At 58.0% G+C, this 24,045-nt stretch carries 15 protein-coding genes; 3 read left to right on the top strand and 12 right to left on the bottom strand.

Going from position 1 to position 24,045, the window contains the following annotated elements:
• Positions 1-134 precede the first annotated feature (134 nt).
• From H2O17_RS08980 to H2O17_RS08995, 4 genes are all read right to left on the bottom strand, one after another.
• On the bottom strand, positions 135-3,521 hold the full coding sequence (locus H2O17_RS08980; protein WP_425486313.1) for a PPi-type phosphoenolpyruvate carboxykinase family protein: 3,387 nt from the start codon (positions 3,519-3,521) through the stop codon (positions 135-137).
• A 441-nt stretch (positions 3,522-3,962) separates the two neighbouring features.
• Entirely contained in the window at positions 3,963-4,991 is a 1,029-nt protein-coding gene (gene ilvC, locus H2O17_RS08985; protein WP_182049371.1) for a ketol-acid reductoisomerase, read from the bottom strand.
• Positions 4,992-5,163: 172 nt separating this feature from the next.
• Positions 5,164-5,694, bottom strand: a complete 531-nt coding sequence (ilvN, locus tag H2O17_RS08990; protein WP_182049372.1) for an acetolactate synthase small subunit — start codon at positions 5,692-5,694, stop codon at positions 5,164-5,166.
• 19 nt (positions 5,695-5,713) lie between these two features.
• Positions 5,714-7,504 carry an acetolactate synthase large subunit gene (locus H2O17_RS08995; RefSeq protein ID WP_220456861.1) on the bottom strand — a complete coding sequence of 597 codons (1,791 nt, stop codon included), beginning with the start codon at positions 7,502-7,504 and terminating at the stop codon, positions 5,714-5,716.
• 540 nt (positions 7,505-8,044) lie between these two features.
• On the opposite strand from H2O17_RS08995, the gene H2O17_RS09000 reads away from it, so the two are divergent.
• Together H2O17_RS09000 and H2O17_RS09005 are read left to right on the top strand one after the other, a co-directional pair.
• Positions 8,045-8,623, top strand: coding sequence for a hypothetical protein (locus H2O17_RS09000; RefSeq protein ID WP_182049374.1), 579 nt, complete (start codon positions 8,045-8,047; stop codon positions 8,621-8,623).
• A 117-nt stretch (positions 8,624-8,740) separates the two neighbouring features.
• Positions 8,741-10,144 (top strand): threonine/serine exporter family protein, encoded by a 1,404-nt coding sequence (locus H2O17_RS09005; RefSeq protein ID WP_281363048.1) that lies wholly within the window; start codon positions 8,741-8,743, stop codon positions 10,142-10,144.
• A gap of 88 nt (positions 10,145-10,232) precedes the next feature.
• Here the strand turns inward: H2O17_RS09005 and H2O17_RS09010 are convergent, their stop codons facing one another.
• The 8 genes from H2O17_RS09010 to H2O17_RS09045 form a co-directional block, all read right to left on the bottom strand.
• On the bottom strand, positions 10,233-11,834 hold the full coding sequence (locus H2O17_RS09010; RefSeq protein WP_182049375.1) for an aspartate:alanine exchanger family transporter: 1,602 nt from the start codon (positions 11,832-11,834) through the stop codon (positions 10,233-10,235).
• Between the two features lie 287 nt (positions 11,835-12,121).
• Positions 12,122-13,954: a dihydroxy-acid dehydratase gene (gene ilvD, locus H2O17_RS09015; protein WP_182049376.1), complete on the bottom strand. Its 1,833-nt coding sequence runs from the start codon at positions 13,952-13,954 to the stop codon at positions 12,122-12,124.
• Between the two features lie 176 nt (positions 13,955-14,130).
• A complete protein-coding gene (locus tag H2O17_RS09020; RefSeq protein WP_246311208.1) occupies positions 14,131-15,969 on the bottom strand; it encodes an amino acid ABC transporter ATP-binding/permease protein in 1,839 nt (612 codons plus the stop codon).
• Complete coding sequence (locus tag H2O17_RS09025) at positions 15,966-17,684, bottom strand: ABC transporter ATP-binding protein/permease (RefSeq protein WP_246311209.1); 1,719 nt, start codon at positions 17,682-17,684, stop codon at positions 15,966-15,968. The genes H2O17_RS09020 and H2O17_RS09025 overlap by 4 nt, the downstream gene beginning before the upstream one ends.
• Before the next feature lie 108 nt (positions 17,685-17,792).
• Positions 17,793-18,602, bottom strand: a complete 810-nt coding sequence (locus H2O17_RS09030) for a heme ABC transporter ATP-binding protein (protein ID WP_182049377.1) — start codon at positions 18,600-18,602, stop codon at positions 17,793-17,795.
• A 40-nt stretch (positions 18,603-18,642) separates the two neighbouring features.
• Positions 18,643-19,740 carry a FecCD family ABC transporter permease gene (locus tag H2O17_RS09035; RefSeq protein WP_182049378.1) on the bottom strand — a complete coding sequence of 366 codons (1,098 nt, stop codon included), beginning with the start codon at positions 19,738-19,740 and terminating at the stop codon, positions 18,643-18,645.
• Complete coding sequence (locus H2O17_RS09040) at positions 19,737-20,834, bottom strand: heme/hemin ABC transporter substrate-binding protein (RefSeq protein ID WP_182049379.1); 1,098 nt, start codon at positions 20,832-20,834, stop codon at positions 19,737-19,739. Before H2O17_RS09040 ends, H2O17_RS09035 begins: the two co-directional genes overlap by 4 nt.
• 96 nt (positions 20,835-20,930) lie before the next feature.
• Positions 20,931-23,000: an HtaA domain-containing protein gene (locus H2O17_RS09045; RefSeq protein ID WP_182049380.1), complete on the bottom strand. Its 2,070-nt coding sequence runs from the start codon at positions 22,998-23,000 to the stop codon at positions 20,931-20,933.
• Between the two features lie 306 nt (positions 23,001-23,306).
• Here H2O17_RS09045 and H2O17_RS09050 point away from each other — a divergent pair, with 306 nt between their 5' ends.
• Positions 23,307-23,750 carry a Fur family transcriptional regulator gene (locus H2O17_RS09050; RefSeq protein ID WP_246311211.1) on the top strand — a complete coding sequence of 148 codons (444 nt, stop codon included), beginning with the start codon at positions 23,307-23,309 and terminating at the stop codon, positions 23,748-23,750.
• Positions 23,751-24,045 lie beyond the last annotated feature (295 nt).

The following is a 24,045-nucleotide window of genomic DNA, read 5'->3' on the forward strand; positions in this document are numbered from 1 at the left end:
GTTTTCACTGCCACCCGGCATCCTTTACGTCAGGGGCAAGAAGACACCGGCAAACCCAATTGACCTGAGCCTTGGATCGGCCCCAATTGAGTCCGGCGAGCCGCTTGCCTACACCGAGCTAGGCGCCCAGTTGCTCAGCGGGCATCCCACGTTACCTGGCGGCCCAGCGTGCCACTCAGTTCCTCCAGCGGAGCCTCACGCAGCCGATCACGTTCGGCCACAAGACGAGCCTTTCGATCAGCTAGATTGAGGCGTCGCTTAGCGGCGTCACCTTGCGGCCGATTAAGGAAGTCCTCCAGCGCAGCCACTTCACGCTCTGCGAACGATATCTGCGAGGCTCGCTGTGCTTCGAGGCGTTCCCTGTACCAGTCGGAGGCGAGTACATTTTCCCGCCCAAACATGCCACGGAACTCCTCGTCGGCCAGCGTCCAACCCTCAGATGAATGGCCATTCGCCATGATCTCAAGCAACGCCCTGATCGGGGGAACGCCCAGCGGCAAGGTGCCGTCGTCGATATATGACTGAGCCACACGCCTATGAGTCTCCACAATCGTGGCCACCGATTCCGCATACACCGCTTCATCCTGAAGCTCAGGCCGCAGCATCTCCTGCGTAAACACTAGATGCGGATGTAGGAAGATACGTCCAAAGTACTTTGTGGCGAAGCGCTTGGTCATGCGATAGCCCAAGCGGCTGGCTTCCACCAGCTTGCCGTCCACCATCAGATCAGCCACCGGCTCCAGCGAGCCCTCCGCAAGAAGATTCTTTGCAGAGCGTTCCTCCGAAGACATTCGCGAGAATACTTCCGGAATCAACATGCTGATGTCGTGATCAACGCGCACCTGCGGCCCCACATAGCCAGCCGAAGAAAGCCAGCCGTCATACCCGGTTAGCGCGAAGGACAAGAATGCAGCATTGAGATCCACAATGGAGGGCAACGCATTGAACGGCCCCTTGGTCATCGCGCCCTCAGATCCGGCACCAGTGGTCGATGGCGACTTGCCTGTCATCGAACTGATGAACTCCATGAACAGCTCAGGAAGCTCCATGTAATGCAACGGAGCGTATGAAGCAAGTGGTGGTACGCCGTCGTCGGCAGGATTATTACGACGGCCGGCAGCGATCACATCAACAGGTGATTCGAACGGCGTTGCCATTGAGATCCGCGCATGAATACGGGACGCAAGATCTGCACTCGCCGTTGCCTCCGGATGCGAAATATCCGGGCGGATCTGCAGGTAGCGGGGATTCTTTGAAGGCTTGCCACCAACAAGGCGAGGATGCGCCGAAGAGACCACATAGCCCGCTTGATCAGTATCACCAAATGCGGCCTTGCGAATGACGTCCTGCATAGGTTCGGTGTAGCTGCTGAATCCAACAGCATCCTCAACCAGTGCAACGGCCTGTTCCCGTGAAAGCGGCTCGTAGTTACTCAGGAACGTATCCGGCCCTGCGATATCCTTCTCCGCCTGCTTGTCATAGCCGCGGTGAATCGCCTCGTCTGGGCGCTGGAAAAGCAACTCCTCGCAGTTACGAACGTACTTGCGTGAGAGCCCGCCATCCTTGCCTGGAGCAACGATGCTCGCCGTGATGTCATCCTCCGTCTGAACCTTCGCGGCTGGGTGAAAGTCATGGCGCAAGCCAAAAAGCCGCCACGATCCATCGGGTTCATAACCCACGCGAAGCATTGAGACTCGAATCTTGTCCCCATCAAGGCGAAGGGAGGTGCCCTTGCGGCCATTAACCACGCCAGTTGTGAAGTGGCTCAGCCAATCTTCACCCCATTCTGGCTGATAGAAACGCTTGACGATAAACACCAGTTCCCTGATGTAATCCGGGATGGAATCCAGCCACGCATTGTATTCGTCCGTGTAATCCGAGCTGGGCGTCAACAGCTTGATAACTGAACCCACAGAACGACGATCGGAGAGAATCCTCCGGCTGTTCTGACTGACGTTCGCCGGATCAACAAATCGATACTGGAAATCGCGAGCGAGGATTTCTCCAACTTCCTTCATATCAGCATCGAAGTTTGCTGAGTAGGCATCGCCATTAATGACTGCATCGGAGATCGCCTTGGAAATCTCCGACTTCCCACCACCTGAGACCGTTGCCGGCTTATGGCACGTGGTCGCTTCTGGCGCGGTGCCGATCAGCGTCCACTGCGAGGGATCATTCTCAAGCTGAGCGAGATGGACTTGATAACCATCAGGAAGCACATAGGCCGTGCCGTTGTGAAGCGGCACAGAGTGCTTTGCTCCGTTGATCTTCCACGAAACAGTGCTGGTGCGAAGGCTGAAAGTGGTGCCTGCTGGCACGAAAACGTTGTTCTTGTTCTCGAGATCCAACAGGTAGCCGTCGGCTTGCGGCACGAAGCGTTGCGGATCCCGTTCTACGATCTCCGCAAGCGTGTAGCTCGCATCGCAATGTGATTCCGTGTAGTGCTGGCCCAAGTTGTACTGCGGATAAACTCGAGCGCCGCCAGCATGTTCCTCTTCGACCAAACCAAAGAGATTTGCCGAATAGCTAATCTGTGCCTTAACTTCCTTCTTGCAATAGCCGAAGTAGTTATCCGCGATAACCGTAGTAATGACACCACGCTCATCACGAGCACAACACTTGAAAGCGCCACCGTTGTTATACAGCTCGTTCGGATCAGACCAACACTGACCATCGCGACGCTGGCGCTCTGTGGCGTCGTCGTAATGAGGAAGGCCGAGTTCCTTCTTCGTGAGCTTGGTGAGATGCGGTGCCAAAACGACGAGTCCCGTATGCCCAGTCCACGCCTCCGGATCCAAGGAAGCATCGAAATCTGGCAGGTACGGATCCCCGCCGTTTCCGAAGATACCCTCAACGAAATCGAGATTTGCAACCAGTGTTCCTGGTGCAAAGAAACGAGTTTCCATCGAACGTTGACGGCTAAATCCGGGAACTCCTGGGACGACGACGGGGCGCAGCAACAGAGATACCCAGCAGCCAACGGGATGATCAGTGCCCGCGGTATATGGCAAGGTGAGCGCATCTTCCGGTGGTTGGAAAGCGTGCTCGAGAAGGCGTCCAAACACCTCGCGCGGCACCTCGATCTTGTCATCTTGCACGGGTAGACCACCGTCAGCGATGTGGAATACACCCTTGGTCGTGCGCCGGTCATTGGCCGGATTGTGCAAAACTCCATTGAGAATCCGGTAACTAGTCAGATGTTCTGACGTGAAGGAATCACCATTGAGTGGAAGCGAAAGCGTACGGGAGAGCCCGCGCTGATCGAGCACAAAGGTCTCACGCGGGAGCTTCGGAGCAGCTCCAGTCCCCTCTAGGTAAGAATCCAAGAATGCTTGGATGCGTGAATCCGCGGCGGGCAGGCGATGCGCAAGCCGGCGATCCAGTTCGCGCTGACGCGCGATGATCGGTTCGACTAAGTGAGTCGCATCGGCACCCTGAGTTCCGCTCGGCACTGGAAGGCCAAGCAGTTCGAGGCGAAGGTTTACAGCGGCGATGTCCAAATTGTTGTCCACGGTTTCCAGCCTAAGCGCTCAACGTCGTTTCATCCACGACGTCCGTCCCTCGGAGCACCGATGAGGGACTGTTTCATTGGGTGAGACTTCGCACAATGCGTGCCGCCACCTTCTTGGGCTTGCTGCACTGTACAAACAAGCGCCATCGGGTCTCCAGAAACCGCGCCGTTATGCCTATTGGGCCTTTCTTCCCTGTACGGCTCAACGACGAAAACCCAAGGCTTACACGACGGCGTTGCCCCAACAGCGAACGATCATGAGAGGTTCAACATTCGGACAAATCTCGAAAACTGACGGCATAAGCAACCGCGCAGGCGGGGCACGAAGTGGGGGTCCAGCTGTTTAGCTGGACCCCCACTTCTTGACTTCTTCAGTTATTGCTCATGATGCACGTGCCGCCACTAGACCAACGGCCCGCTGGCAGCCACGCCGCCCGCATCACGTGCTAGATCAGCGCTGAGCCTGACCCTCGTGGTAATCGGCGTCGACGCCCGTGTTCCACGAGAACATCTTGCGGATTTCCTGACCAGTCTTCTCGATTGGAGCTTCGGCATGCTCGGCGCGGAGCTTCTTGAACTCCGGTGCGCCCGCATCTTGATCGTCGATGAAGCGCTTGGCGAACGCACCGCTCTGGATATCGGCCAGAACGCCCTTCATGTTCTCCTTGACATCCGGGGTTACCACGCGCGGGCCAGAGATGTAGTCGCCGTATTCAGCGGTATCCGAGCACGACCAGCGCTGCTTTGTGAGGCCACCCTCATTGATGAGGTCAACGATGAGCTTCATCTCATGGCACACCTCGAAGTAGGCCATTTCAGGCTGGTAGCCAGCTTCGGTCAGAGTCTCAAAACCGTAGGTGATGAGTTGGGAAACGCCGCCACAGAGCACTGCTTGTTCGCCGAACAGGTCCGTCTCAGTTTCCTCGCGGAACGTGGTCTTGATTGCGCCTGCGCGAGTGCCGCCGATTCCCTTGGCGTAGGAAAGTGCCAGATCAAAGGCCTTGCCTGAAGCATCCTGCTCCACGCACGCTAGGACCGGCACGCCGCGTCCCTCTTCGTACTGGCGGCGAACTGTGTGGCCCGGGCCCTTGGGAGCAACCATGCAGATGTCATGGCCAGCAGCAGGCTTGATGTAGCCAAAGTGGATGTTGAAGCCGTGTGCGAAGAAGATCGCGGCGTCATCCTTGAGGTTAGGCTCAATATCGTTCGCCCAGATGGTGCGCTGCGACTGATCAGGCGCCAGAATCATCACTACGTCGGCATCCTTGACCGCGTCCCCAACAGACTTGACCTCGAGGCCCTGCTCCTGTGCCTTCTCGATGGATGACGAGCCCTCACGCAAGCCAACAACAACCTCAACGCCTGAGTCGCGAAGGTTGAGCGCATGGGCGTGCCCCTGTGAGCCATACCCAATGATCGCAACGCGCTTGGACTGGATCAGCGAAAGGTCTGCGTCGTCGTCGTAAAAAATCTCTGCCACGGTTCTTCTCCTTTAGAAGTTGGGCTTGAATTCGGTCTAACTATATGAAAAAAGCTTGAGGTTCTTGTGCGTAGTTCACGAGTCGATCTGTTGGGCCCGGTGCGCCCGCACGTCACGAACAAACGCCGGCCGCCACCTCATCACCAACACATCGCCAACTCTCATCACCAACTCACGCCCTGCGGAGTTGAATCTCCTGCGAAACGCGCTCGGAAAGCGACCGGGAGCCACGGCCAATGGCCACGCCACCAGACTGGACGATCTCCTTGATGCCGTATGGCTCCAGCGCCGCGAGGAACGCATCCACCTTGTGGGAGGATCCGGTGGCCTCAATCGTCACTGTGTCCGGAACCATGTCCACAACATGGGCACGGAACAGGTCCACTACTTGGAGCACGTTGGCGCGGGAGGCATCGTTGGCAGCCACCTTCACCAGCAGGAGTTCGCGCTCAACCGAGGAATTCTCTTCGAGTTCCACGATTTTGATGACGTTGACTAGCTTGTTGAGCTGCTTGGTCACCTGTTCGAGCGGCAGCTCGGCCGCGTCCACCACCACGGTAATGCGGGATAGATCCGGATCTTCCGTCTCCCCCACGGCCAGTGAGTGAATGTTGAATGCGCGGCGCGCGAATAGGCCAGCCACTCGGGTGAGGACGCCTGGTTTGTTCTCCACGAGCACGGAAAGCGTATGTCGGGTATTCATGCTTGTCTCCTCTCCCTCGTTAGTTGGATTCTTCGTTGAATGCCGGCCGCAGATCGCGGGCGTACATGATTTCGTCGTTTGGCACCCCGGCTGGAACCATAGGCCACACTTCGGATTCTGGGGACGTCACGAAGTCGACGACGACGGGTCGGTCCGTCACGTTCATCGCCTGACGGATCGTCTCATCCACATCCTCGGGCACTTCGCAGCGGAACGCTACGCAATCGTATGCCTCAGAGAGTTTGACGAAGTCAGGGATGCGCTGCGTACCCTTACCAGTCTCAAGGTCAGTGTTGGAGTAGCGCTGGTTGTAGAACAGGGTCTGCCATTGGCGGACCATTCCGAGTGACGAGTTGTTGATGATCGCCACCTTGATATTGATGCCATTGAGACGGCAGGTAGCCAGCTCTTGGTTGGTCATCTGGAATGAACCGTCCCCGTCAATCAGCCACACGGTCTTCTCCGGGTTGGCTGCCTGAGCGCCCATAGCCGCGGGCACTCCGAAGCCCATCGTTCCGGCTCCACCAGAGCTAATGAACTGGCGCGGATGCTCAAAATCAATAAACTGCGCCGCCCACATCTGATGCTGGCCCACGCCCGTGACCCAAATGACGTCGTCGGACCCAACAACCTTGGAGAGGCGGGAGACCACGTATTGGGCGGACATGAGATCGTCTTTCGGCTCCGCCCATCCCATTGGGTAGGTTTCCACCAGATGGTTGAGCTGCTTCCACCAATTGTTGAGGTCCGGGCGGCCGTACTGGCCATAAGCAGCCTTGAGTTCCTCCACAAGGTCCGCAACCGTCAGCTTGAGGTCACCTACGATCGGCACATCGGCCTCGCGGTTCTTGGAGATCTCAGCGGGATCGATATCCACATGGACCACCTTCGCATTGGGAGCAAAGGCGTCCAGCTTGCCAGTCACGCGATCATCAAATCGCGCACCGAGGGCAACAATGAGATCAGACTTTTGCAGTGCGGCAACCGCCGGCACGGTTCCGTGCATGCCCGGCATTCCAAGGTTCTGAGGATGCGAATCCGGAATCGCGCCGCGAGCAGTCAGCGTTGTAACCACTGGTGACTTGGAGAGCTCCGCGAGCGCCAGAATCTCCGGGGAGGCATCAGCGCGAATCGCGCCGCCACCCACGTACAGCACGGGCTGCTGGGCGATTGCCATGAGGCGGGCGGCCTCGCGTACTTGGCGCATGTTGGGCTTTGTGACCGGGCGGTAGCCGGGCAGGTCCAGCACTGGCGGCCAGATGAAGTCCGCTTCTTCAACCTGAGCGCTCTTCGTGATGTCCACGAGTACGGGGCCCGGGCGGCCGGTGGAGGCGATGTAGAAAGCTTCAGCAATGCGTGCGGGAATCTCCGATGCCTCAGTGACAAGGAATGAATGCTTGGTCACAGGCATGGTGGCACCCACGATGTCGGCCTCTTGGAAGGCGTCAGTGCCGATGAGGCTGGCGCCCACCTGCCCGGTGATGGCAACCATGGGGATGGAGTCCATGTTGGCATCGAGCAGGGCGGTAACTAGGTTGGTGGCGCCCGGTCCGGACGTGGCGATGCATACGCCCACCTTGCCGGTAGAAACCGCATAGCCTTCGGCAGCATGCCCTGCTCCCTGTTCGTGGCGAACCAGAACATGGGTGAGCCGCTTGGAATCAAAGAGCGGATCGTAAGTCGGAAGAATCGCGCCACCGGGCAGGCCGAACACTACATCGACGCCAATCTCTTCCAGGGAGCGAATGATCGAACGTGCGCCTGTTGATTTTTCGCGAATGACGTGCGGCTCTGCGGCGGCTTCCGTCATTGGAGCACGGCCGGCGGCCACATCAGCAGGTGTCGGTGACTTTGCCATGTGTCCCTCCTTCTTTCTTCTACAGTCCCTTGATCTCCAAGGGGTGGATTCACAATGTGTACCCGCCCACGGGCACTAAAAAACCCCTCGATCCTTCGAGGGGCGCGCGGCACATGACTAGCTGGGCTGTGCCGCGCTAGATAAGTACCAGTGATTTCGTCATGGTGCGAGCCTAGCTGAGGCGCGCGGCACATGCCAACCCAAGAAGCATTTGTCTCACATATTGGTCCATGTTCTCACTATTCGGAACCAATGGAACGACGACGTCGTCGCCCGCAATCCACACATTTTGGCGTCGCGTCAACGTTTAACAGATACTCATCGCGGGTGTTCGCATGCGCGTTCCCAGCCGCCGGTAACACGATCGTAGGATTTGATGGCTGCCATACGTGCCTCTCCAGAGGGCCACCAACCTCCCGTTATGCGATCTGGTTGAAGACGGCTTGCCGGAATGTGCAAAGCGGCCCGCCAGACGAATATAGAATTATCCGCATGACTATGCAGACCCGATGGGAAATCTACATCTCAAAAGGCGCCCCAATCGGGCTGCTCTATCGAGCATGGGATGATTCCGAGCTTCTTACCGACATCATCTTCGGAAAGCCAGAATCCCACCGGATCACCAGTCGAATTGCGCTGGAGGACGCCAAGTGGCGCCGCTCCACCTACAGCGAGGACGGCAACGACCCCATCGTCATTGATGCTGAGACCCTCATTGAGGAAGAAGACGCAGTACCCAGCTATATGGAGTTCCTGCTCTTGAAGGGAGCAATCGCCCATATGGCTCCTGATTCGGAAGAAACGCTTTCCTACCATGTGCTCTCCCCCGCCGATTTCCACGGGGTTGCACAGGAAGCATCCATTTGGAGTCCTGGCCTCAACTTGTGGGAGATCGAGACCAATGGCGAACTCGCTTCCACCCACTGGACTGAAGACGGCGAGGTGGTCCAGTCCGATTGGAACGGCGTTTCCTCTATTCTCTCCACACCCGAGGAAGCCGCCTCCGCGCTTCGTGGCATTGTTGATGATGACGTCTTGGATGCGTATTTGGCTCGTGAGACGGCAAACTAGCCGGTCAGAGGTGGACCCTAGGTCCCGCCGCGACGTTGTATAGAACACACGGACGAAGGTCCAATCTTGTGCTTTCGGTCCTTGGCGTGCCTGAGAGGGCAAACTAGAGTTTTTTGTGTGAACAATCCTGACTTGCCCGTCAACGACGCCTCGGAGAGCGAACGGCTCGCCGCGCACACGCGACTGGCTCACCAGTCCCGAGTTGTCCTGCGTCTGGGCGTTATGTTGCTCTCAGCCGGAGCCTCATCCTTTCGTGTGAAAGATGGAATGGCTCGGCTGGCAAGGGCCGTGGGTATCGAAGAACACCATGCTCAAGTGACCTACACCGAAATCACCACCACGTCCTACGCCAACGGCACCTTTCGGACCGAAATAGCTGAACAGCGCGCGATGGGGGTGGACGCTGCCCGGATTGACCGGCTCAATCACTTTGTCATGACACTGCCCGATCAGCTCCTAGTTGAACAGGCCGATGCCGAACTCGATGTGATCGCAGCACGCGGCCCGCTCTACTCCCCCTTTGTCTCCGCCATCGCTTCCGGTGTTGCCTGTGCGGGATTCTGCTTCCTCAACAAGGGTGGCGTTGTTGAGTGTCTAGCCGTCTTGGTGGCGGCACTTTTTGGTCAGCTCCTTCGCAAGAGCCTCATGAAGCGCCACATGAATCACTTCGGAGTATGGCTGGTGTGCGGCGTTGTTGCCGTCACGATCTACATTGGCCTGGTGTGGGGGCTTGTTCATGTCAACGCAATTGGCTCCACGCATGAAGCCGGTGCAGTCTCTGCCATTCTCTTCCTGATTCCGGGCTTCCCGTTGGTCACATCGATCCTCGATATCATTCGTCAGGATTTCTCAGCGGGGATATCCCGCGCAGTATATGTGGCCATGCTCTTGATCGCGATTGCGGTTGCAGTGTGGGCCACCACCGCTGTGTTTTCGTGGTCGGTTTTTCCCACGGATGACGGATACACTCTGGCGCCCTGGGCACTGTTCTGTGGGCGCGCCATCATGACTTTTATTGCCTCCTACGGGTTTGCAATGCTCTTCAACGCACCGCAGAAGGCCTGCCTTCTGGCAGCAGCGATCGGCGCAGTTATTAATACTGGGCGCCTCACTGCCCAAGACGCAGGGCTGGCATGGCTGGCGGCTGTGGGTCTAGCCGCCTTGGCCGCGGGATTGCTGGCCGAACCTCTTTCTAACGTCAGCAAGTTCTCTCGCGTCACCCTTTCGGTGCCCGCTGTGGTGGTCATGATCCCGGGCGTGCCGCTCTATCGCGCAGTGGTTGCCATCAACAATGGTCAAGTCACCGATGCATTGTCCCAAGTCGTCACGGTGATCCTCGTGATTACCTCGATCGGTGTGGGGTTGGCAGTGGCGCGAATGGCAACAGATCGCAATTGGCTCTTTGACCAGCATCACCCGGTCCCCTCATTGGGTGACTCCATCACCACGATTCCCTCGCAGCTCATCCCAGAAGATAGAACAATTGAGGAAATCGTAGCCGCGAGCAGTCCCGACGAATAGTTCGGTCGGCTCACCGGCTTCACAGCACAAAAGCGGGGTTCCCCGGAAGTTGGTGCAACTTCCGGGGAACCCCGCTTACAGCTACCGTCTACATTCCACCCAACACATGAGCCACGAGGATCTTGCCAATCATGGCAACGGGGTACACCAACGCGTATCCGAGCGCCACGCGAGGATCCGCGCCGGTCCTGTCATTAGCAAAGGCCAGCACAGCTGGCTGAGTCTGGGCACCGCCCAGCAGACCCGAAAGCGTTGTCCCACCAACCTTGAAGATCTTGCGCATTGAGAAGTAGAGACCAAAGGCCATAATGGCAGTGATGATGACGCCAAGCACCAAGATCCTCCACCAGCTTCCACCAGTGAACGCCACGGCAATCTGACCACCGGCGTTGGTACCAGCTTGTGCGAGGAACATGAGCAGGCCCAGCTCACCCAGAACAGCATTCGCAGAGTTTGGCAGCGCTGTGATCACAGGGCCAATGCGCCCCAACTTGCCCATGATGAGGCCCATGATAAGCACGCCTGCGGCGGCGCCCAGTGAAAAGTGACCTCCACCAGGAATCGGGATTTCTGCTTCACCCAACATCACGCCAAGCGCCAAGCCGATACCTAGGCCCACCGGGTTGATGTCAGTGAGTCCTCGCGAGGAATCGCCCAAGAACCTCGAAATCTCTTTCAGCTTCAAGGTTGGACCCACAACGCGCACACGATCGCCAAGCTCCAGCATGAAGTTCGGGATTGCCAACATGTCCGAATCACCTCGGCGTACCCTAGAGATCTTCGCGCCCCACTTCTCTTCGAGCAGCACGTCTAGTTCCCCAACGGTCATGCCTGCGAAGCGCGTCTGTGAGATGGTGATGCGCCGGAAGTCGAGGTATCGCCTGTCCGATCGCAGCGAATGGGTGGATTTGTGACCAGCCAAGGCAGCTGCTTCGTTGACCTTGTCTACCTCGCCAACCACCGTCATGAGGTCACCGCGCTCAAGAATGTCGGTGCGATCGGGAACCCAGATCTTTCCCTCTTCGCCTCGCCGCAGGCGCGAGATCTCCACCGCGCCATCAACTTCTTTCACAAATGCAGCAACGGTCGGATTGTCATCGCGTTCGATTCGGATGGTTGTGTGGGTAACGGGAGTTGGATTGTCCAGATCCTCAGCTGCGTGGCGCAGCGCCATTCCAGAAGCAATGATCATTCCGATCACACCGAACAAGTAGGCCACCGCGTATCCAACGGTGGCAGCGCCCGGGTCACCAGAGGCCTCGCCTGCTGCCGCGAGCGCCGGCGTATTCGTGGTGGCACCAGCAAAGGTACCCGCAATGGTTGCCGTGTCCATCCCCAAGACGTGACGTCCGATGAGAAGACCTGCAGCGGCTGCGACGATGAAAAGCAACACCATCGTTGCAATTGGGCCCGCCGCCCGCTTGAGGCTTTGAAAGAAGGTGGCGCCTGAGTTGTTGCCGATTGAGAAGGCGAAGAGCGCAAGTCCAAACGTGCCCATGACAGGTGGAACGCGAACTTCAATGCCGTAGGCCTGCGCCCATGCAGAAGTTCCGATTGCGAGGAACAGTACTGCTGCCGCTCCCAACCCGACTCCCTTTACCTTGGTGCGGCCAATGACCATTCCAAAGCCAATAAGAGCGAAGAGCAGCACAATGGGCTGCTCTTCCAGATAAGTAAAAACACTAGTCATGCTGGCCGGCGCTACTTTCATCCGTATTCAGGTGATGAATCGAACATCAGCATTCGAATCATCGTGATTGCACCGCCGAAGCGGCTCCTTAAGTATCTCGTACGTCACACTCAGCAATTGGGGTCGATTGTCCCGATGTTACGTAGCGCACATTCCGCGCTACAAAACGATGGGCCGCACTCCACCCGGAACGCGGCCCATCTCATAGATTCAGCAGCGCCACCAGTCTTTCAGTGCAGCCGCTACCACGGGGCTTGCACTATCTGGCTCACACCACCTAGCGTGTATCACTCCACGTGGCGCACAGCCCCGGTAGCCGCAGAGGTTGCCATAGAGGCGTATGCGCGCAATGCCTTTGATACGGGGCGGTCGCGGTTCGCTGGCTTCCATGGGGTTGGCCCGTGAGCCTTACGCCGTGCTTCGAGTTCCTCATCGGGAACGTCCACCTTGAGGGTGCGTGACGGGATATCAATAACGATCCTGTCGCCTTCGTGAACCAACCCAATAAGGCCGCCTGAAGCAGCTTCTGGTGAAACGTGGCCGATAGAAAGGCCAGATGTCCCGCCAGAGAAGCGGCCGTCAGTGATCAAACCGCACACTTTGCCTAAGCCCAGCCCCTTGAGGAAGGAGGTTGGGTAGAGCATTTCCTGCATGCCGGGCCCGCCTTTTGGTCCCTCGTAGCGGATGAGCACCACGTCGCCCGGATTCACCGACTTGGAGAGAATGAGTTCGATTGCCTCTTCCTGGGACTCCACCACACGGGCAGGACCTTCAAAGTGGAACAGGGATTCGTCCACACCAGCAGTCTTAACCACTGCCCCATCTTCGGCCAGATTGCCAAAGAGAATGCACAACCCGCCATCCTTTGTGTAAGCGTGCTCAAGATCGCGGATACACCCAGCCTGGGAATCGGTATCGAGGGATTCCCATTCATTGTTCTGTGAGAAGGCCAGCGTGGTGCGCACACCACCCGGCGCGGCGTGGAACAAGCTGATGGCTTCCGGACTCGGTGCTACTCCACGGATATCCCATTTCTCCAGCCATGACTTCATATCCGACGAATGCACAGAATGAACTGAATCGCGCAGCAGGCCCGCCCTGTACAGCTCACCGAGAAGCGCTGGAATACCACCTGCGCGATGTAGATCCTCAATATGGAACTGCGTGGAGTTTGGGGCCACCTTTGACAGGCACGGGACATGGCGCGAAAGCTCGTCAATATCCTTCAAATTGAAATCCACGTCGCCTTCTTGTGCCGCGGCAAGAATATGAAGCACCGTGTTGGTGGAACCACCCATCGCGATATCCATGGCCATTGCATTCAAGAAAGCATCACGCGTGGCGATAGAACGGGGCAACACCGAATCGTCGTCGTCCTTGTAATACCGATTCGCCAACTCAACAATGCGATGGCCGGCTTCAACGAACAGATCCTTGCGCTTGAGCGCGGTGGCCAAGGTGGATCCGTTACCCGGAAGCGAAAGGCCCAAGGCTTCAGTCAGGCAGTTCATAGAGTTGGCTGTGAACATGCCGGAGCACGAACCGCAGGTGGGGCACGCGTTCTCTTCCACCATGCCGAGCTGAGCATCTGTAATGGAATCATCGGCGGAAGCTGCAATCGCGTCGATGAGGTCGATGCTGTGATCGATCACGCCGGCAACCGACTTACCCGATTCCATGGGACCGCCGGAAACGAAGATCGTCGGAATGTTCAGGCGCAGCGACGCCATGAGCATTCCCGGGGTGATCTTGTCGCAGTTGGAGATACACACGAGGGCGTCGGCGGTGTGCGCGTTGCACATGTACTCCACAGAATCGGCAATGATTTCGCGTGAAGGCAGCGAGTAGAGCATGCCGCCGTGTCCCATTGCAATGCCATCATCTACAGCGATGGTGTTGAACTCGCGGCCGATGCCGCCCGCTTCCTCGATTGCGCTCTTAACAAGCTGCCCCATGTCCTTGAGGTGAACGTGGCCCGGTACAAACTGGGTAAACGAGTTAGCAATGGCAATGATTGGCTTGCCAAAGTCTTCAGATCCCATTCCTGTGGCGCGCCACAGGGCGCGGGCACCGGCCATGTTCCGGCCGGTGGTCGATGTTGCGGAGCGCAACGTAGGCATGACTCCTCCTAAGGAAGCGGTTGCTGCCAGCTTACTAGTCCGGGCCGCGAGGGATGGATGACGCCCGCCACCCGAACTATTACACAACGCCCCCAAAGAACCACCGTTGTACCGCGGCCCGGAGCTTACTTCAGCAACGCGCGAATCACTCAGCTTGTTCCATGCGCGCCCACACGTCACACGTTGCGGCGGAAGAAATCTCCAAGCGTGCCATCGGATCCAGCCATTTCGCGTGGTTCACCTTGGGCCACCACGCGCCCACGGTCCAACAACACGACGTGGTCCGCGTCGGCGGCGGATTCGAGGCGATGGGTCACTTCGATGATCGTCACACCGGGAAGCGCCGCGGCGATATCGCTGCGGATTGCCTGCTCAAGATCCACGTTCAAGTTAGCCGTGAACTCATCAAGCACCAACACCCGCGGGTTCATGAGCAATGCCCGCGCTAGGCACAAACGCTGCGCTTGGCCACCCGAAAGTGCGGAGCCACCCTGACCTGTGCTGGTCTGGAGACCTTCGGGCATGCTGCGAATCTCCTTGTCCAGGTGAACAGCTTCTAATACCCTCCACACCTGATCCTCACTCGCCTCCGGCGCGCCCAGCGTAACGTTCTCCCAGATGCTTGCGTTGAGCAGTTGGTTCTTCTGAGAGACCGCCACAACATTGGCGCGCAAGGAATCGAGCGTGTATTCACTGACGGGCACGCCATCGAGGCATACGCGTCCAGACCGCGGATCGTCGTAGCGCAGGAGCATCTGAATTGTTGTGGATTTTCCTGAACCCGATGGACCCACAAAGACCGTGCGGGTACCTGCTGGAACCGAGACGGCGACGTCGTCGAGCGCAAACCCTGCCGGGCTACCATCCTCGTTTGTATAGGCGTAGGAGACCAATTCAAAGGTCACAGTTGGCGAAGACGACGGCGAGTACACGCGCGGACCGTCTGACACCGCTTCGGGAGCGTGGCTGATTTCCCAGAGCCGGCGGGCCGCGGCAAAGGAGTGGTCTAGGTAGCCGACGGCGTCCTCAATGCCACGCGGGCCTTCAAAGAGTCGGAGCGTTCCGGCCGCTAGTGCCGCGGTCAGCACCACTGAATCAGAAGCGGACACACAGGCCATCGTCACGCCGATCACGGAAGCGAGCATGAGGATGACGTTTGCAGCGCGGCGGAAAGCGTTAAACGATTTCGAGGTGCTCGAGGAAAGTGCCACCTTCTCACCCAGCACATCGGTCTGGTCTAGGCGTTCGCCTTGGCGCCCGTAACTCACCACTTCTTCCACACCAAAGACGGAATCGGAGATGTGATGGGAGAGTTCGCGGCGAATCGCCAGCGTTCCACGGGTGGCATCCATCGACCGCTTGAATCCAACGAAGGGAACCACGAGGAGTGCCAGCGCGATGCAGATGGCTGGGACCAACACGATGCCCCACCCCACATTCGCACCCGTAACGATGAGCACTGCCGTGGGAACCACGAACGCCGAGATCACGGGAGCGAACGTGTGAGCGTAGACCACCTCAATTCGGTCGACGTCGCGTGTAAGGCTCGTGAGGATGTCACCAGACTTCGAATGCGTGACGATCGCCGGGGCCTTCGGCCACAGCTTGGCGAAAACGGCTGTGCGCAGGAGTTCGAGTGCCTTGAACGCAACATAGTGGCCGGTCAGCTGCTCAAGGTAGTACGCCGTTGCCTTGACTATGGCCACCACGACCAACCAGAGGAAGATCGGCCACGCCCGCGCAGAGTCCGCCACGATGGCCACAACCCCGCCTCCGGCGAGACCAAACAGCACTATATCCAGCGTCAGATTGATAATGCGGAAGATGGTGGAGACGTAGAGAGGTTTGTGCACCGGCCGGGTGATTCCGGTCAGCCAGATAAGAAGCTGGCGGAGCGTTGGGCTCGGCGGATTCGTTGAGTTCGTTGTATCTCCAGAACTCGCCGGAGATGCGGGCGAAGCTGCTGACATGGCAACCTGAGACGGCTTCGGCGTCTCACGTACTGTGTGGCTCACTGTGCACTCCCTACCTGTGTGACGAACGGTGAAAGCACGCCACCCTTCATTTCCCATGTCTGATCAGCGATTTCAAGTAGCGCACGGCGATGAGTCACCATGAGCAGCGTCCATTCAGGCCCAAGCTCACGAATTGCTTGAATGATCCGTTCCTCCGATTCGATGTCCACTTGGGAGGTCGGCTCATCGAGGAGGAGGATGTGGCGCCCAGAAAGGAGTGCCCGGGCGAGCGAAATCCGCTGGGCCTGCCCTCCAGAGATGAGGACGCCCTGTTCGCCCACGTACGTGTCAATGCCCTGAGCCATGCGCTCGATTTCATCAGCCACCTGGGCCTTGCGCAGAGCCTCCCACATCTCTTCGGTCGTGGCCTCGGGCGCCGCAATCCTCAGATTGTCTGCGATGGTCCCGGTGAAGAGCCACGTTGCTTGAGAGACAGACGCAGTAAGCTTGCGAACCTCCGTGGAGCCTAAACCGTTCACGTTGGCGCCGTCGATCGCGATTCCACCCTTTTGAAGTGGGAGTGAGCCCCGCAGCAGCGAAAGCAACGTTGATTTTCCAGCGCCCGATCGCCCAATGATTGCCACCTTTGCCCCGCGCGGCACATCTAGCCTGATACCGCCCAGCACCGTTCCGCGGCCGTAATCAAATTCGAGGTCTCTGGCTGCTATGGCCATATTGCCCGCATCGGTGATCGCGGTCCCTTGGGACGTGGAATCGTTGTTTTTCGACGACGACGCCAGGTACGAACCGATCGCCCGCTCCGAGGCCATGCCGCCCATCCCGATGTAGAAGAAGCCTGCTACCTGCACCAACGGTTCGATGAGGAGGTCCGTCAAGAACATGACGGCGAGGGCTTCGCCTAGGTCCAGCGCGCCGGCGTGGTAACGGCCCACGGTTAGGAACGCGGAGCAGCAGATGAGGAGGAGTGAGAAGAGGCCATCCATGATGATGATGACGATCTGGTTGCCTGCCAGCAACTTCATAATGGCGCCACGGTTGCGTTCGCCTTGTTCGCGCAAGTGCTTCTCCGTGCGTGGGCCTGCACCCAATAGACGAATTGTCACGAGGTTTCGGATGGCGTCAAGGTATTGACCCGAAAGAATGCCGCGTTCCTTGCGTGAGTTAGCTGAGGTCTTGCGGAAGAGGCTCATGAATGCGCCGATGAGGACGGGGATGAGCGGGCACAGCACCATGATTGAGAGGCCAACTACCGGATCAATTGCGATCGCAACGTAGGCGAGAGTGACAAACGGGATGGCCATAGCCGCAACCGTTGCACCGAAGTACACTTGGCGGTATTCAGTGACGCGTTCGGCGTTGTCCGTCATGAGAGTGATGAGCTTGCCTGAGCCCAATCCTGACTCCTCATCGGTTGGGAGCGAAGCCGAATCGAACACCGTGCCAAGGAGACGATGGCGAATACGCTTCTCTTCGTTGCGCGCCGCACGCCCTCCGTACCAGATCTCATAGAAGGCTCCAGCGCCTGCCACGATGGCTGCCATGATGGGAAGTACCCAACGCCCTTGCTCGATACTCTCGCCAGCCCAGTACGAACCCACAATGTGTGCCACGCTAACCAGAGCTGTACCCACGCCAAGTGCGGAAAGCAACCGTCCTAGCGCAACAAGCTTGATATCCCGCTGACCTGGCCGTGACAACACGACCTTCTTATAGGACGGCCGCTTGGCCTTCTTGCCTCGGGCTTCTCTTGCCACGGCGCTTCCCCTTGTTTTCGCAACATAAGCATCTCGAAAGTGACGAATCGCGCCACGCAGTTAGGCTACCCTAACCCCACCGAACCTCCAAGATGGCGACGCGTGTCGTCATCCCCACTTTTCGGCACTGCTCCGCGCCGAGCGGGCGGTGCGTCCCGGAATAATCGCTAAATCTCCGGTCGCCAACTCCATGACGCTGATGGGCCAACCATAGACTTCCGATAATGCCTCCGTGGTTAGGACCTCTCGCGGCTTGCCGTAAGCAACAATCCGGCCACCGCTCATCAATGCAATGGCATCGCAGTAGGCCGCCGCCAATTGAATATCATGCATGACCGCTACCACTGCACAACCCTCGTCAGCCATCTGCCCGCACATTTCCATGGTGCGCTCCTGATGAGAGATATCGAGCGCAGCTGTCGGTTCATCAAGGAACACCAGCCGCGCCTTCTGAGCGATCACGCGCGCCAACGTCACACGTGCCTTCTCACCGCCTGAAAGCCGGGTGACGTCACGATCTGCCATATCCCACACGTCTGTGCTAGACATGGCATCCTCGATTATGGTTCTGTCCTCGTTATCCGAACCGGACCAACACGACCGTCCCATCGCCACGATGTCACGAACCAGATAGGCAAACGGAAACTCGGACGCCTGCGGCATGACGGAACGAGTCTGCGCCAACTCCTTCCTGCCGTAGCTCGTGAGCGGCCGGCCAAACAGCTCCACACTTCCCGAAGTCGCATCAAGATCTCCTGAAAGCACTCCAAGAAGTGTCGATTTCCCTGTGCCATTTGGGCCCAGCAACCCCACTACTTGCCCCGGAAGCACCTCGATCGAAGTTGAGTGGAGAATCTTCTTCTCGCCGTACGAGAAGTCGATATTCGAAGCGGTCAGTGCAGTTGCGAGCCGCGTCATGGGATCCTCCGAACCTGGATTGGCAGACGTGTTGGTGTACTCATGAATGGCCTCCAGGACGAATCCTGCGGCGCAAGAGGATGAAGAACGTGGGCCCGCCCACCAAGGCAGTGAAAATCCCGATGGGCAAATCAGAGAAAGCAACCAGATTGCGCGCAGCGATGTCAGAAAGCGTTATGAGAAGCGCACCACCAAGCATCGATGCCGGAACAAGGTAACGATTCGAGGGTCCTATTGCCAATCGCAGCACGTGCGGCACGATGAGGCCCACAAATGAGATGACTCCGGCGTAGGCAACGGCTGCCGAAGTGAGCAACGCAGCCAGGACAATCGAAGAAATGCGCAGTGACTGCACATTGATTCCAACGTGACCCGCAGCTCTCTCCCCCAATGCCAGCGTGTCTAGTTTCGCGGAAATGTGCCACGCCCATGAGACTCCAACACCCACCACGACCGCAACGGTGGCCGCTTGGGTCCAGGTTGCACCGTTTAGCGAACCCATCTGCCAAAACACGATCTGATCACGCGCCGTCGTCGGTGCGATATAGGTTGCCATCGACGTCAGTGCACTACAGACCGCTGTAACTGCGATTCCCGTCAAAACCAAAGTGAGAACCTCAGCTCGCCCACCTGAACGCGAAACGAAATAGACGATCAACGCTGCCGCAAGGCCAGAGACGAACGCTGCCACCGGCACACCAAATCCCGCGAGCGCCGTGGGCGCAAAAACCATTGCTAGCGAGGCGCCTACTGAGGCACCAGAAGAGACTCCGATAACGCCAGGTTCGGCCAGCGGATTCGAAAACACTGCCTGCATCACAGTACCTGCGACACCCAATGCGGCACCGACCACAAGACCCAAGACGATTCGGGGGAAGCGGATGCTCCACAGAGTAGAGATCACCACGGGGTCAGTAGGTTCGCGCGCCCGACCGAAGTGCGCAAAGAAGCCACGCATCACGTCTGGAACCGAGATCGGGTATTGCCCCATCGCGCACGAAACCAGGATCGACAGGAAGAGCACCACAAGCAGGCACACGAAAGTCACGATTCGACGCTGGCGCCGGCGTGCAATTCCGTGGTGAACAATCCGATGCGCGTCACCCACGCTCACGCGAGGCTCGGCTGTGGTGCTCATCGCGGGTCCTCCACACCGTAGATAGCCCGCGCGATGGAGAGCAGGATATCGCCCGTTTGGGGGCCAAAGGAGAGAGCTATGCCATCAGGTATGGCCACCACACGCGAGTTCTGCCCAGCTCTTGTCTGGCTCACTCCGGGGCGCGCAAGAAATGCATCCAAGCCGTCAGCCGATGCCAAGCCCTCAGTCATGGTGAGGATAACTTCAGGATTCAACGCCACAAGAGACTCCGCGTTAGCAGGCGTAGTGGTGGTGATTCCGTTGGCGGTGGCGACGTCGGTAGCGCCCAAGGAAGTGATAAGAGCGTCAGCGCCTTCGTCAGCGCCCAGAATAAAGAACACACTCGCGGTGCCGCGGACATAGAGGAATGCTGCCGCAAGGGGCACTTCCGGCGTCCATTGGGCGATCTGGTCCAGAGCAGCTTGGGTTTCTTGTTCGGTTCGTTCGGCAAGGGCGGCCCCTGCCTCCGGCACACCGAGGGAGTTTGCGATCTGCTCGATGAGTTCGGTATTCGTATCGATGGAACGCTCAGAATCCACGATCACCACGGGAATACCTGCGGAACGAAGCTGCTCAATGGCCTCCGTCGGGCCGATCGAGCGATCGGCAATGATCAGAGTGGGGTTCAGAGAAAGAACCGCTTCTGCATTGAGCGAATGCCCGTTTTCGGTAACCACCGGCAGATCGGCTAGTTGTTCTTCGGTGGAAGATACTGTTCTGCCGACGAGGTTCTCACCGTATCCGAGCGAGATGACCGTGCGAGAGAGCGTGCCATAGAGGTCAAGGGCGAGGACCCTAGAAGTATCAGTAACAGTGACTGATCGACCCTCGGCGTCCGTTACCGCCGCAGGCAGCTTCTGCGGGTAATCATCGTCCAAAGGCTGCGGATCAGGCAGACTGGCCGCCTCTGTCAAACCCGTCATGGTGTGCGGGTCTGGAAGTTCTACTGCCTCTGAGGTCTGTGTGGCCTCAGGCGTTGCCGCCGCGGTTGTGGGCAGACCAGCTGCGCTAGCATCACTCTCAGAATTGGAAGCACCGCAACCCCCCAACAGCAGGCTTGCGGTTACTACGACTGCGAAGAATCGCTTCTTCATTTTTCCTCTCACATTGGCCTCTCACCAGGCCGCACTCACCCAAAAGCCTGTGTGGTTACGAATCACGTCGTAACCACACAGGCCCCTAAGGATTAATCAGGCCTTGGCTCCACGGCGGCGAACCACCAGAGCGGTCGCGCCCAGACCGATCATGAGCAAACCAGCGAGCGCGACACCAGCAGTGTTCGTGCCCGTATAGGCCAAGTTGCCGTATGCGTCATACACGCTCAGCTCGCCCGTCTCAGGATCGCACTGGCTGTTTGGCGTCAAAGAAGCCGAACCCGAAAGAAGATCCATGGCTTCGCCTTCTGAATAGAACCCCGCCATCGCCTTGGCGCCCGTGGACGTCAACGCCACCGATGAACTGGAGTAGCTGAGCTTCGAATCAGAGACCGATACGTTTGACAATGTCACATTCGCAATCGCCACAGTGCCATAGTTGGTGACAGTGCCAGCCATATCGCTTCCCTTGACAATCATCGAAAGCGTGGCCGAATTACCCGAGATCTTCAGCGTGGGGTTGGACATCGTCAAGTCCAAGACGCCGTCATGCCCCGTGAAGTGCACTGAGCCCGTGTAGTACAGCGTTCCAGTGCGGGTGCTCGTGTTGTAGAGACCACCAGAAGCGGAGAACCCGAAGTTCGAGCCGTTCCATGTGGCGCCGCTCAGCGTCCATCCACCGTTCGCAATGGAGCTGCGAATGTAGGTGGTGAAAGAAGACTTGATGCCCCATGAGAAGGAACCGGAGGTTACTCGGGTCTGTGCGGTATCAACCGTGCATTCCTTGACATCCGTGGCGGACGAGCTTGCTGACGGGGCCGGGGTGGCTGACGCGGTGTTGCCCGGCGTGGTGGGTGCCGACGTGGTTGGCGCGGTGGTTGGTGCAGAGGTGGTGGGTCCTTCGGTTGGCTCGGTGGTGGGAGCCGTAGCGGCTGTGAGGGTAATGGCCGGAAGATCCATTTCTGTGCCAGCTGCGTAGGAGCCGAAGACGGGCACAGCCGCTTCGCTCAGCACGGCGCTTGCGAAGGTGATCGTGGCGACGTCGTCGTCCACGGCAACATTGATACCGTCGAGTTCGGCAATAACGATCTCTCCGTACTCAACCATTTCACCCGTGCCCATGCTCCGAGAAGATGCCGTGGCCTTGAGAACCCACTTACCTTCTTCTTGGACAACGCTCAGGTTCGAGAGAGTGATATCAAGGACCCCGTCGTGCGCCGAAAGATGGACGTTTCCAGTAAAGGCGAGGCTCGTAAGGTCATCTAGATCAATGTCTTGACCACTGGCCAGCGGAAAACTGAACGTACCTGTTGCGCCATCACCGGCAGTGACTGTGCCGAAGCGAGAGACGTATGAGATGAACGTTGACTTGATTCCCCAGTTCAACGCGCCCTTATCGTACGTCTGTGCAGATGCCGTGGGAGAGGTCGACGTCGTCGGCGTAGACGGTGTTGCAGAAGCGTACGGGGACTGCGTGGCCGTCGGATCATCCGTGGGGGTAGTGGCCGATGCGGTTGGATCTGGATCCACAGTGGTGACCGTCTTTGTGAGGGATACGGTCAGATCATCAAGTACCGTGCCTGCGCTGTAGCTCTGCAGGATGGGGACCGCCTCTGCTGTGAGCGCAAGACCCGTGGCGGTAATGGTAGGAGTCAGCTCATCGCCAGTAACAGTTATGTTGGCAATAGTGGCGAAGCTGATCTGGCCATAATTGGTGGGCGTTCCGCCCGCCGGATCCGTTGTAACCGTCAACTTGAGTACACCTGTTGTGCCAGTGATGTCTAGGACTGGGTCAGAGAGGGTGAAGTTCAATGCGCCCGCGTGGGCGGTGAGGTTGACTGAGCCCTCAAAAGTCAGATCGCTAGGATTAGCTGCGTCAAACGATTGACCCTCAGCCAGCGAATAAGTGAAGAGCCCAGAAGAATCATTCGCGGTTACGCTGGCACCACCAGATGCGGTGGTAGCACCATCTGCATAAGGTCCCCAGAAATAGTTGCGGAACGTCTGCTTGATACCCCAACTAAGTGACCCATCGAGTGTCTCTGTGGCAGATGCCTTGGTCTGCGGCCCATCAGCCGATGCAGCACCAGCTACTGCCAATCCACCAACGAGCACTGACAGGCCAGCGATGCCCGCAATGAGCCTGTCCTTCAGCGATGACGACATGCTTGTCCTTTCCATATATCTCCAGCAGTTCGCGGGAGAAGTGGCGACACCCAACAGTCGCCTTGGTAAGGTTAGCATTACCTAATCTTGATTTCGCAACAAAGACATTTCGTTATTGGATGCCAGCGGAACTAAACTCTACAGAAATGGCACAGGAACGGCGAATTATCAAGGCCGTTTCAGGCCGATTGGAAGAAGTCCAAACTGTGCGAAACACTCGAATGTTCACGGATTGAGACACCGGTTCGAAGAATCGAAGGTTTCCGTTTCTGGAACTTGTCCAAATAAGTTGTTAAGGTGATGACCGTGGAGAACGAGAACTTCGACAAGATGCTGCGCTCGGCCGGCCTGCGGGTGACCGCCCCCCGGCTAGCCACAATGACAGCTCTTGCTAGCAATCCCCACACCGATGCAGATTCCATACTCACTTCGGTGCGTGCACAGCTGGGCACAGCATCGAAGCAGGCCGTCTACGACGTGCTCCACACACTTTCCCGCCACCACATCGTCCGCCGCGTCATCACTGACGGACATGGCTCAATCTACGAACTGGAGCATCACGATAACCATCATCACCTGGTATGCAATGAATGCGGCCGAATCGAAGACGTCCCCTGTCAAACCGGACATGCACCTTGCATGGAACCACCCGAAGAAAGCGGGGTCACTGTCCACATAGCGGAAGTCGTGTACCGCGGCTTGTGCTCCTCTTGCACAGCAAAGGTGAGATCCGAGGAAGCCGCAAGCTGAGCTTGCCTCGCACGTTCAGAGTAGGCGACCTTTGGATCAGAATGGCTCAACCTAGTCACTCAGAATGGCTCAACCTAGTCACTGCCCAAGCTAGCGGTTAACAGATATCGCGTAGGGAAACCTGTCTTCGGTCACGCGCACACTCATCCCGGTCACGCGCTCACCATTCCTGGTCCTGCGTTCAATCCTCTCGGTTACGCGCTCCCCGATCTCGTTCACGTCTCACACAGTGCGGACCACATCTCAGGATCCCCTAACCTCCACACGTAGATCACTGCGTAACTCTCACGACCCA

This window comes from Changpingibacter yushuensis (genome assembly GCF_014041995.1).
In the GTDB taxonomy this organism is placed as follows: domain Bacteria; phylum Actinomycetota; class Actinomycetes; order Actinomycetales; family Actinomycetaceae; genus Changpingibacter; species Changpingibacter yushuensis.